The organism is Kluyvera fluvialis, from assembly GCF_059725275.1.
The window spans coordinates 4,097,565-4,109,404 of the sequence record NZ_AP046142.1 but is presented as its reverse complement, the minus strand read 5'-3'; the positions used below and the strand labels follow the sequence as shown (position 1 = coordinate 4,109,404).

At 51.5% G+C, this 11,840-nt stretch carries 10 protein-coding genes; 7 read left to right on the top strand and 3 right to left on the bottom strand.

All coding sequences use genetic code 11. The annotated features are described in order from the left end of the window. Positions 1-395: 395 nt before the first annotated feature. From chbC to chbG, 4 genes are all read left to right on the top strand, one after another. Positions 396-1,754: a PTS N,N'-diacetylchitobiose transporter subunit IIC gene (gene chbC, locus AC6I4B_RS19450; protein ID WP_497767509.1), complete on the top strand. Its 1,359-nt coding sequence runs from the start codon at positions 396-398 to the stop codon at positions 1,752-1,754. A gap of 70 nt (positions 1,755-1,824) precedes the next feature. Then, complete coding sequence (chbR, locus tag AC6I4B_RS19445; RefSeq protein ID WP_497767507.1) at positions 1,825-2,640, top strand: transcriptional regulator ChbR; 816 nt, start codon at positions 1,825-1,827, stop codon at positions 2,638-2,640. Positions 2,641-2,716: 76 nt separating this feature from the next. Beyond that, positions 2,717-4,066, top strand: a complete 1,350-nt coding sequence (locus AC6I4B_RS19440; protein ID WP_497767506.1) for a 6-phospho-beta-glucosidase — start codon at positions 2,717-2,719, stop codon at positions 4,064-4,066. Positions 4,067-4,082: 16 nt separating this feature from the next. Beyond that, entirely contained in the window at positions 4,083-4,847 is a 765-nt protein-coding gene (gene chbG / locus AC6I4B_RS19435) for a chitin disaccharide deacetylase (protein WP_497767504.1), read from the top strand. Between the two features lie 45 nt (positions 4,848-4,892). On the opposite strand, the gene araD is transcribed toward chbG, so the two are convergent. From araD to araB, 3 genes are all read right to left on the bottom strand, one after another. Then, entirely contained in the window at positions 4,893-5,588 is a 696-nt protein-coding gene (gene araD, locus AC6I4B_RS19430; RefSeq protein WP_497767503.1) for an L-ribulose-5-phosphate 4-epimerase, read from the bottom strand. Positions 5,589-5,685: 97 nt separating this feature from the next. After that, positions 5,686-7,188, bottom strand: a complete 1,503-nt coding sequence (araA, locus tag AC6I4B_RS19425; RefSeq protein ID WP_497767502.1) for an L-arabinose isomerase — start codon at positions 7,186-7,188, stop codon at positions 5,686-5,688. Positions 7,189-7,199: 11 nt separating this feature from the next. Beyond that, positions 7,200-8,885, bottom strand: coding sequence for a ribulokinase (araB, locus tag AC6I4B_RS19420; RefSeq protein ID WP_497767500.1), 1,686 nt, complete (start codon positions 8,883-8,885; stop codon positions 7,200-7,202). 338 nt (positions 8,886-9,223) lie between these two features. Here araB and araC point away from each other — a divergent pair, with 338 nt between their 5' ends. The 3 genes from araC to AC6I4B_RS19405 all read left to right on the top strand — a co-directional run bounded on the left by araC (position 9,224) and on the right by AC6I4B_RS19405 (position 11,693). Next, on the top strand, positions 9,224-10,069 hold the full coding sequence (gene araC / locus AC6I4B_RS19415; protein WP_497767499.1) for an arabinose operon transcriptional regulator AraC: 846 nt from the start codon (positions 9,224-9,226) through the stop codon (positions 10,067-10,069). A 129-nt stretch (positions 10,070-10,198) separates the two neighbouring features. Then, complete coding sequence (locus AC6I4B_RS19410) at positions 10,199-10,966, top strand: DedA family protein (protein WP_497767497.1); 768 nt, start codon at positions 10,199-10,201, stop codon at positions 10,964-10,966. A 235-nt stretch (positions 10,967-11,201) separates the two neighbouring features. Then, on the top strand, positions 11,202-11,693 hold the full coding sequence (locus tag AC6I4B_RS19405) for an REP-associated tyrosine transposase (protein WP_497767496.1): 492 nt from the start codon (positions 11,202-11,204) through the stop codon (positions 11,691-11,693). Positions 11,694-11,840: the final 147 nt, after the last annotated feature.

Genomic DNA, 11,840 nt, shown 5'->3' with positions numbered 1-11,840 from the left:
ATTTTTTATACAGCTATTTTAGCCAGTAGCGGCTCTGTCGCTGAAACAGAAAACGATCATCACGATGAGCGATGTTATAAAATATATATTATTTAACTTAATTAATGATTAAGTATTCAAATAATAAATGCATCCATAAATGTTGGTGAAAATGTGAAAGCTATCATATTCAAAAGTCAATAAGCCGTAATTTTGGCATCTCATCGATTACCCGTTTCCCGGAGGTTCCGGTAAGCTAACTGTAATTCATATAAAATAATATTCTTTATGTTTCTAGTTAATATGGCGTCATAAGGACTGATGATATTTAAACGGGAAGTGTAATGTGACTAAAAAAACAATTTTAACGATCAGCAATTACATGATTATTAGTGCCACCTTTGAGGGTAATTCAAATGAGTAGCGCAATAAATACACTGGAAAAGTTAATTTTACCATTGGCCGTGAAACTAGGGAAACAGGTTCATGTCAATGCCATTAAAAATGGTTTTATTCGTCTATTATCGCTTACCCTGGTTGGCGCGCTATTTGTTTTGATTAATAACGTCTTTTTGAATTTCGGCGAAGGCTCCTTTTTCTGGTCGTTAGGCATTCGATTAGACGCTGAAACGATTACGATGTTAGATGGCTTTAAAGTTATGGGCGGCAGCGTATACAACGGTACGCTGGGTATTATGTCGCTGTTAACGCCATTTTTTATCGGTATGGCGCTTGCTGAAGAGCGCAAGGTGGATGAACTGGCCGCAGGCTTACTGTCTATCGCCGCTTTTATGACGCTAACACCTTTTAATGTGGGTAATATTGCGGCGGTTGGCACAAATTGGCTGGGGGGAACGAACATCATTTCTGGGATGATTATTGGCCTGGTTGTCGCCGAAATGTTTGCTTTTATTACAAAGAAACACTGGGTGATTACCTTACCCGATAGCGTGCCGGAGTCCGTTGCGCGCTCATTCAGTGCGTTAATCCCTGGTTTTATTATTCTATTGATTTCTGGCCTTCTTTCCTGGGGATTATCACTGGTAGGCACTAATTTCCATCAGTTTATTATGCAGAGCGTATCCGCGCCGTTAGCCTCGCTGGGCGGTGTTGTGGGCTGGGTATACGTGGTTTTCAACGCCGTGCTGTGGTTCTTCGGCGTACACGGCGGTTTAGCGCTGACTGCCTTAAATAGCGGTATTTTGTCGCCGTGGGGAATTGAGAACGTTGAAATCTATACACAATATGGCTCGGTTGAGGCGGCGTTAGCGGCAGGCAAAACGTTCCACTTCTGGACAAGCCCAATGATGGAATCTTATGTCTATCTGGGCGGAACAGGAGCAACGTTAGGGCTGATTATTGCTATTTTTATCGCTTCTCGTCGTGCGGATTACCGTCAGGTGGCGAAACTGGCCTTACCCTCAGGGTTATTTGAAATCAACGAGCCTATTTTGTTTGGCCTGCCGATCATTATGAACCCAGTGCTGATGATCCCTTTCATTTTAATCCAACCACTTTTAGCGGGAATCACCTTGTTGGCCTATTCACTTGGGATTATTCCTCCGGCGACCAATGTTGCGCCGTGGACCATGCCGCCAGGCCTGGGCGCCTTTTTTAACTCTAACGGTAGCATTGCTGCGTTAATCATGGCGTTGGTGAATTTGGCTATTTCTACATTTGTTTATTTACCGTTTGTGATTATCGCCAATAAAGCACAGGGAGAAATTGAAAAATCTGAAAGTGAAGAGGAGATTGCGGCAGCCTTGAAATTCTAGCCTTGTGAAAGAAGGTCAGACTTGCCGTTTAGCGACGGTCACCGTTGGCGAATAGGAGTGAGAGGTCATCATGGAGATCCGTACAGTACATGAGAGTCAGTTTCTGAATGGTCATGATTTTTACATGTTCATACTTGATAAGACTGAAAGTGTTAACGGAATACATCGACATGATTATTATGAATTCACTATTGTTTTGACCGGGGGATGTTGCCAGGAGATCAACGGTAAAAAAGTGGCGCTGGAACGTGGTGATTTTGTTTTTATCCCTATTGGCTCCTACCATCAGACTTTTTATGATTCTGGCGTAACCCGAATCCTGAACATGGGCGTCAGCAGGCAGTATTTCAGTGAGCACTATCTGCAATTATTTCCTCATTACTTTGTGGCTTCCCAGCGTTATCGTATCAGACAAGATTTTCTCACCTTTATAGAAGCCACGGTTGCCTCACTCAATAATAATGAAAATGAGGTTGATGAATTTAATAAGTTACTCACCTTTTATATTGTTAACCACTTGCAGCATCATCATGAGGATGTACAGGATGATGACACGCCGCGCTGGCTAAAACAGCTCGTCAGCGATATGCACAAGAAATCGATGTTTGGTGAATTCGCCTTGCGGAATATGGTTGAGTTATCCGGGAAAACACAATCCTATTTAACGCGTGCGACCAAACGCTATTACAACAAAACACCCGGGCAAATCATTAACGATATCCGTATAAATTTCTGTAAAAAGCAGTTGGAAACCACTAACTTTCCGGTAGCAGATATCGCTTTTGATGCAGGTTTTAACACCCCAGGGCTTTTTATTACTAATTTTAAAAAAGCGACTTCGTTTACTCCGGGAAATTATCGGCGGCAGTCCAGACATATTGTTTGAAAGACCAGGGTAGTGGCTCTCGATAACAAGAGGGCTGGCCTTCATAAATAGTAAAATACTTTATTTATCAGGAATAATGATGAAAAAATTAAAGGTGGTGACTATTGGCGGCGGCAGCAGCTACACGCCTGAACTGCTTGAGGGATTTATTAAGCGTTATGCTGAATTGCCAGTTACCGAGCTTTGGCTGGTTGATATAGAGGAAGGAAAAGAGAAACTCGATATTATCCACCAGCTTTGCCAGCGAATGGTAAAACGAGCGGGTATCCCGATGACAATCCACAAAACGCTGGATCGTCGGGAAGCACTGCGCGAGGCAGATTTCGTGACCACGCAATTTCGTGTTGGGCAGCTGAAAGCGCGCGAACTGGATGAGCAGATCCCACTGTCTCATGGCTATCTGGGACAGGAGACTAACGGCGCTGGCGGGCTATTTAAGGGGCTGCGTACTATCCCCGTTATTTTTGAGATCATTCATGACATTGAAGAGTTATGCCCACAGGCGTGGGTGATTAACTTTACCAATCCAGCCGGAATGGTGACTGAAGCGGTTTACCGCCATACTTCGTTCCGCCGGTTTATTGGTGTCTGTAACGTACCGATTGGCATGAAAATGTTTATCAGCGATATTTTGTCTCTTGGCGCTGAGGATGATATTTCCGTTGACCTGTTTGGTTTGAACCACCTTGTTTTTATAAAAGAGGTTTGGGTGAATGGGGTTTCCCGCTTTGCTGAGGTGCTGGATCGAATGACCTCTGGGCAAATTAACGGTAGTTCGGTGAAAAATATATTTAGTTTGCCGTTCAATGCGGGTTTATTTCGTGGGTTAAAACTCTTGCCGTGTTCCTACCTATTATATTATTTCAAGCATAAAGAGATGTTGGCAATTGAATTGGGTGAGTTCTATAAAGGTGGTGTGCGGGCGAAGGTCGTTCAGCAACTGGAAAAACGGCTATTCGAACTCTATAAAGACCCTCATCTTGATACCAAACCTCAGGAGCTTAATGAGCGTGGCGGTGCTTATTACTCAGACGCGGCCTGTGGGGTTATTAGCGCAATCTATAATGACCAGCAAAGCGAACACTATATTAATATTCCACACCGAGGGGCGATTGAAAATATACCTGCCGACTGGACGGTTGAAATGACATGTCTGCTAGGCCGTAACGGTGCGACGCCGCATCCTCGGATCACGACGTTTGATGAAAACGTGCTCGGCCTGATTCATACCATTAAAGGGTTTGAGATTGCCGCAGCTCATGCTGCGTTGAGTGGGAAATTAGACGACGTCTTGCTGGCCTTAAATTTAAACCCATTAGTCGATTCTGATGATGATGTGGAAATGCTGGCAACAGAGTTGTTGCTGGCGCATCAGCGTCACCTACCACGGTTTGCCGATGCGCTTGCCGCATTGAGCAATAAATAGCGACACGGAGAAACAGATGGAGCGTTTACTCATTGTTAATGCGGATGATTTTGGGCTAAGCCCCGGAATTAATTACGGCATTATTGATGCGCATCGGCGCGGTATTGTGACTTCCACAACGGCGATGATGACGGCAGAAGCTATCGAACTGGCGGCGCAGTTGAGTGCCGAAACACCGTCGCTGGCGGTTGGATTACACTTTGTCCTGACCTATGGCGAGCCTCTAACGGCAATGCCATCGCTACAACGAAACGGAGTGCTGGGAAAATGGGTGTGGGAGGTCGCTAAAGCAGGGACACTTTCTCTAACCGAAGTTGAGAATGAACTTGAGCAGCAATTTCAGCATTTTGTCTCACTCTTTGGGCGTAAACCGACGCACATTGACAGCCACCATCATGTTCACTTTATTCCACAAGTTTGGTCGATCGTCTCGCGTTTTGCGCAGGACAAGGGGCTACCGATACGGTTCGATCGGCAGGTTGCCAAGCAAAATGGTATTGCACCCGTGAATATACAAACCAGTGACGGTTTTATCAGTGATTTTTATGCGGAAAATGTTTCGCTGGATTTTTTCCTCCGCGCGCTGGATGCGTCTAACCGTCGTGGGGAAATGTCGGTAGAGATGATGTGCCATCCGGGGTTTGTCGATCAAACCGTACAGCAGAGTGCTTACTGCTTCCAGCGCCTTGCGGAAGGAGGCGTTCTGACGTCAGCGGTTTTACGCCAGGAAATTGCCGCAAGGAACTACCGCCTGGGATCGTTTGCTGATCTCTTGATATAACCGGTGATAGCAGAGTGCCTCCTGTACTGGAGGCGCTCAATGACGTTACTGCCCGTAATACGCCTTCGCCCCGTGTTTGCGCAGATAGTGTTTATCCAGCAGCGTTTGCTGCATATCCGGCAACTGCGGTGCTAGCTGGCGGCAGAAAATCCCCATATAGGCGATTTCCTCCAGCACAATCGCGTTATGCACGGCATCTTCGGCGTTTTCCCCCCATGCGAACGGGCCGTGGGAATGCACTAACACGCCGGGCATCTGGCGAGGATCGATACCGTTTTGGCGGAACGTTTCGACGATCACCGCACCAGTTTGCCACTCATAATCCCCGTTAATTTCGTCATCGGTCATCAGCCGCGTACAGGGGACGGAGCCATAAAAATAGTCGGCGTGAGTCGTACCGGTCGCTGGAATCGGCTGACCGGCCTGTGCCCAAATGGTGGCATGGCGCGAGTGCGTATGGACGATGCCGCCGAGCGCCGGAAATGCCTGGTACAGCAGACGGTGAGTGGGGGTATCGGAAGAGGGCTTTTTCGTCCCTTCGATAACTTCGCCGGTTTCCAGGCTGACCACCACCATATCGTCGGCGGTCATCACCTGATAATCCACGCCAGAGGGTTTAATCACCAGCGCCCCGCGTTTGCGATCGACGGCGCTGACGTTGCCCCAGGTGAGCGTCACCAGGTTGTGCTGCGGTAGCGCCAGATTAGCGGTGAGCACCTGGCGTTTGAGATCTTCTAACATGTTGGCTCCTGAAGGCCGGATGGCGCTTTGCTTATCCGGCCTGCAATGATTTGTAGGCCAGGTAAACGACGTGCCACCGGGCAATCCGTTTCGACGATTAACGCTTGAAGGCGTAATACATTTCGTTCCAGCGCAGCACATCTTTAAACGCTGGCAGGCGAGTCTCGTTGTCGATAACGGTAATTTCGATATCGTGCAGCTCGGCAAACTGGCGCATGTCATCGAGCGTCAGCGCATGGCTGAACACCGTATGGTGCGCGCCACCGGCCAGAATCCACGCTTCAGACGCTGTTTCGAGGTTCGGATGCGCCTGCCACAGGGCATTCGCCACCGGCAGTTTCGGCAGGTCGTGCGGGGTTTTGACCGTTTCGATGGTATTGACCAGCAGGCGGTAGCGGTCGCCAAGATCAATCATGCTGGCGACAATCGCAGGGCCGGTTTGGGTATTGAAGATTAAACGCGCGGGGTCAGCTTTGCCGCCAATGCCCAGAGGCTGAACATCAAGCAATGGTTTTTCTTCTACCGCGATAGACGGGCAGACTTCAAGCATGTGCGAGCCGAGCACCAGGTCATTGCCGCCATCGAAATGGTAGGTGTAGTCCTCCATAAATGAAGTGCCGCCCGCAAGACCGGTGGACATCACTTTCATCATGCGCAGCAGGGCGGCTGTTTTCCAGTCGCCTTCGCCCGCAAAGCCGTAACCCTGCTGCATCAGGCGCTGCACGGCGAGGCCCGGAAGCTGCTTCAGGCCGTGCAAATCTTCAAAGGTGGTGGTGAACGCGTGGAAGCCGCCTTCTTCGAGAAAGCGTTTCATCCCCAGCTCAATGCGCGCGGCGTCGCGCACATTCTGGCGCTTGTCGCCGTGAATTTGCGCGGCGGGCGTCAGGCGGTAGCAACTTTCGTATTCATCGACCAGCGCATTCATATCGCCGTCGCTGACTGCGTTGACCATCTGCACCAGGTCGCCCACCGCCCAGGTGTTGACGGAGAAACCAAACTTCATTTGCGCGGCGACTTTATCGCCATCGGTGACGGCGACTTCACGCATGTTGTCGCCAAAGCGGCACACTTTTAGCTGGCGAGTGTCCAGTTTTGATACCGCCTGGCGCATCCAGGAGCCGATACGCTGCTGGGCGCGTTTATCCTGCCAGTGACCCGTCACCACGCTGTGCTGTTGGCGCATCCGCGCGCCGATAAAGCCAAACTCGCGGCCACCGTGCGCAGTCTGGTTCAGGTTCATAAAGTCCATATCAATGCTGTCCCACGGCAGCGCCGCATTGAACTGCGTATGGAATTGCAGCAGTGGTTTATTGAGGAGAGTCAGGCCGTTAATCCACATTTTGGCCGGTGAGAAGGTGTGCAGCCAAACGATCATACCGGCACATTTTTGCTCGTAGCTGGCGTCGCGACACAGGGCGGTGATTTCATCCGGGCGCGTACCCAGCGGTTTCAGCACCAGCTTGCACGGCAGTTTAGCTTCCGCATTTAAAGCGTTGACCACATGCTCCGCGTTTTGCGTGACCTGACGCAGCGTTTCCGGCCCATACAGATGCTGGCTACCAATTACAAACCATACTTCATAGTTATCAAAAACGGTCATAGTCATATCCTTTAATGAGTCTGGGCTGCCTGGGACGCAGCAGGGAGATAGTGTTGTTCGGCGCTGACGGCCCACTGCTGGTAGCGCTGATATAGTTCTTCAAAGCGCTGAGCTTGCGGAGGACGCGGCTGTAAGGTGTGTTCGACGCGGCTGGCCATCTGCTTTTGGGCGTCGGGAATGTCGGGGTAAACGCGGGCGGCGACGGCGGCAAAAATTGCCGCGCCCAGCGCGCAGCATTGGTCAGAGGCGACAATTTGTAGCGGGCGATTTAGCACGTCACAGCAGGCCTGCATAATGACGTGGTTTTTACGCGCGATCCCGCCCAGCGCCATCACGTTGTTGACCGGAATTCCCTGGCTCGTGAAGCATTCCATAATGGCGCGCGCGCCAAATGCGGTGGCGGCAATCAGCCCACCGAACAGCGCTGGGGCGTCGGTAGCGAGGTTTATATCGCTGATAACGCCTTTCAGGCGCTGGTTGGCGTTCGGAGTGCGGCGGCCATTAAACCAGTCGAGCACCACCGGCAGATGCTCCAGCGAGGGGGTCGCCGCCCAGGCTTCGGTCAGGGCGGGCAACAGCCGCTTTTGGCTCTCTTCGATTTGCGTTTTCAGCTCAGGATGCTGGGCCGCCAACTGCTCCAGCGGCCAGCCGAGCACGCGACCAAACCAGGCGTAGATATCGCCAAACGCCGACTGGCCCGCCTCCATACCGATAAAACCTGGCACCACGCTGCCATTCACCTGGCCGCAAATGCCTTTTACCGTGCGGCTGCCAACGCTGTCTTTATCGGCAATCAGAATGTCGCAAGTTGAAGTACCAATCACTTTGACCAACGCATTCGGCTGTGCGCCTGCGCCAACTGCCCCCATGTGGCAGTCAAACGCACCGCCGGAAATCACCACCTGCGTGGAAAGGCCGAGGCGCTGCGCCCATTCGGCGGTTAACGTGCCGACGGGCACATCCGCAGTCCAGGTTTCGTTAAACAACGGGCAGGGCAAGTGCTGGTTAAGTATCGGGTCGAGTTCGTCGAAAAACGCGGCAGGAGGCAGGCCGCCCCAGCTTTCATGCCACAGTGATTTATGCCCTGCGCTACAGCGGCCCCGACGGATATCCTGCGGGCGCGTAGTGCCGGAAAGTAGCGCGGGAACCCAGTCGCACAACTCAATCCACGATGCGGCGGCGTGAGCAACGGCGCTATCTTCGCGGGTGATATGGAGGATTTTGGCCCAAAACCATTCGCTGGAGTAAATGCCGCCAATATAGCGCGAGTAGTCCTCTTTACCTGGCTGATGGCACAGGCGGGTGATCGCTTCTGCTTCTTCAACAGCGGTGTGGTCTTTCCACAGGATAAACATCGCGTTGGGGTTATCGGCGAACTCCTCTTTCAGCGCCAGCACGTTGCCATCGGCATCAATAGGGGCGGGCGTAGAGCCGGTGCTATCGACGCCAATCCCGACGACTTGCGTGCGTTGCTCGCCGGAAAGCGCCGCGAGCGCGCCTTTTAGCGCGGCTTCCATCGACTCGATATAGTCGCGCGGATGGTGGCGGAAGCGGTTATGGGGCGCATCGCAGAAACGGCCTTCCTGCCAGCGCGGATACCACTCGACATGGGTAGCTATTTCTGCGCCCGTGGCGCAATCCACCGCCAGTGCGCGTACCGAATCACTGCCAAAATCAAGGCCAATTGCGATTGCCATCGTGTTACTCCATCTCAAAGAAAACGTGATAGTGAAACAGTAAATATCCCCGCTAAAAACCGTCAGGCTGGAACCGCTAATCTTATGGATAATATTGCTGTTACCTTACAAAGTGTGACGCTGTGCAAATAATCAATGTGGACTTTTCTGCCGTCTTTATAGACACTTTGGTTGTGACTCCACGCAGGGATATCGCCGACATTTATTCTCAAAATTCCTTGATATAACAGGGTTGTCGGCAGCTTTGCTTCTGTTGCTCTGTGAGGAAGCTCAGGGCTGGGATAAAAAGCCGAATATGGATAATTGGTTTCTTCAGATATCAATAAGAGCGAGCAGAAATGGCTGAAATGCAAAATGATCCCTTGCTGCCTGGTTATTCGTTTAACGCCCATTTGGTGGCAGGGCTGACGCCGATTGAAGCCGGAGGGTATCTGGATTTTTTCATCGACCGGCCGCTTGGCATGAAAGGGTTCATTTTGAATCTGACGGTGCGCGGTGAAGGGGTGATTGAAAATCAGGGGCGGCAATTTGTTTGCCGTCAGGGCGATGTGCTGCTGTTTCCACCGGGGGAAATTCACCACTATGGGCGCCATCCAGACGCCAGCGAGTGGTATCACCAATGGGTCTATTTTCGCCCACGCGCTTACTGGCTGGAGTGGCTAAACTGGCCGACAATCTTCGCGCAAACGGGGTTTTATCGCCCGGATGAGGCGCATCAGAACGCGATTGCCGAACTGTTCGGCCAAATTATTGAGGCCGGACAGGGCGTGGGGCGTTACTCTGAACTGCTGGCGATTAATCTGCTGGAGCAACTGCTGCTGCGCCGGATAGAGGCGATTAACGCCTCGCTGCATCCGCCAATGGACAATCGGGTACGCGACGCCTGCCAATACATTAGCGATCACCTGGCGGATAGCCATTTTGATATTGCCAGCGTGGCGCAGCACGTATGCCTGTCGCCGTCGCGCTTGTCGCACCTGTTCCGCCAGCAGCTTGGCGTGAGCGTGTTGAGCTGGCGTGAAGACCAACGCATCAGCCAGGCAAAACTGTTGTTGAGCACCACGCGGATGCCGATTGCCACCGTCGGACGAAACGTCGGCTTTGAAGATCAGCTCTATTTCTCACGAGTATTTAAAAAATGCACCGGCGCTAGCCCCAGCGAATTTCGTGCTGGGTGTGAATAAAAAGTAAAGAAAAGGAAATGCATTGTGTCGGCTTTTGTCTTTGCCAGTAAACTCTATAGACAATTCAAGGCTTGACGTGATTGGTGACGCTCTGGAGAATCGCCGATTCGTTTTCAAACCGGACACATTATGCAAGCACTGCTGGAACATTTTATTACTCAGTCCACGGCCTATTCACTGATTGCGGTGGCGCTGGTGGCGTTTCTGGAATCGCTGGCGCTGGTGGGGCTGATCCTGCCTGGCACGGTGATGATGGCGGGGCTTGGCGCGCTGATTGGCAGTGGCGAAGTGAATTTCTGGCAGGCGTGGCTGGCAGGGATTATGGGTTGCCTGCTGGGTGACTGGATCTCCTTCTGGCTGGGCTGGCGTTTTAAAAAGCCGCTGCACCGCTGGTCGTTTATGAAGAAAAACAAAGCGCTGCTGGATAAAACCGAGCATGCGCTGCATCAGCACAGCATGTTTACGATTTTGATTGGTCGTTTTGTTGGCCCGACGCGCCCGCTAGTGCCGATGGTGGCCGGGATGCTTGACCTGCCGATTCGCAAGTTTATTACCCCGAATATCATTGGCTGCCTGCTGTGGCCGCCGCTCTATTTCCTGCCAGGGATCCTTGCCGGTGCGGCTATCGATATTCCTGCTGACGAGCACAGCGCGAGCTTCAAATGGCTGCTGCTGGCGGCGGCGTTGCTGCTGTGGCTGGGCGGTTGGCTGTGCTGGCGGCTGTGGCGTAGCGGTAAGGCGGCGCAAGACCGCCTGTCAACGCTGCTACCGCGCCAGCGTTTGCTGTTGCTGGCTCCGCTGATGCTTGGCGTCGGAGTGATGGCGCTGGTGACGGTTATCCGCCATCCGCTGATGCCGGTATATATTGAAATCCTGCGCAAAGTCGTAGGGTTGTGATACGGATTACTGATCCCGTAGGCCGGATAAGGCGACGCCGCCATCCGGCATTCGGGCACAAAGCCTGATGGCGCTTCGCTTATCAGGCCTACGCGGGTTTGTACGCCACGATTTTGTACGCCGCCATCCGGCAATTCACAATATAAATTGCGATCATCCTTCCTGAATTTGTCCCTTCATACTGTCCTTTGTTTTTGTTCCGCTACGTTTGAATTTTGTTTAGGGAACAAACGAAATGTCAGACTATCGCCGCTATTACATCAACGGTGGAACGTGGTTTTTCACGGTTAACCTGAAAAATCGGCAAAGCCATTTATTGATTAACCGGATTACAGAACTGCGCGCAGCAATCCACTGTGTGAGAAGGGTAAAGCCATTTTATATTAATGCTTGCGTGGTTTTACCGGAGCACCTTCATTGCATCTGGACGCTCCCGGAGGATGATTGCGATTTTTCGTCACGCTGGCGAGAAATTAAAAAACGATTCACCAAATCGTTAATGCTCCAGACCGTATGGCAGCCGCGTTTTTGGGAACATGCGATTCGTGGTGAGGACGATTACCGACGGCATATCGATTACATTTACATTAATCCGCTTAAACATGGCTGGGTATCGCGGGTTCGCGATTGGCCATTTTCGACTTTTCACCGTGATGTTCGCCAGGGGGGTTATCCGATGGATTGGGCGGGTGATATCAATCATCTTGAAACCGGAGAGCGGCGGTGAAGCATTCCGGGCTGTGGTCATGCCTGATGGCGCTGCGCTTATCAGGCCTACAAACTGGCACTGATCCCGTAGGCCGGATAAGGCGAAGCCGCCATCCGGCATTCGGGCACAAAGCCTGATGGCGCTGCGCTTATCAGACCTACAAAC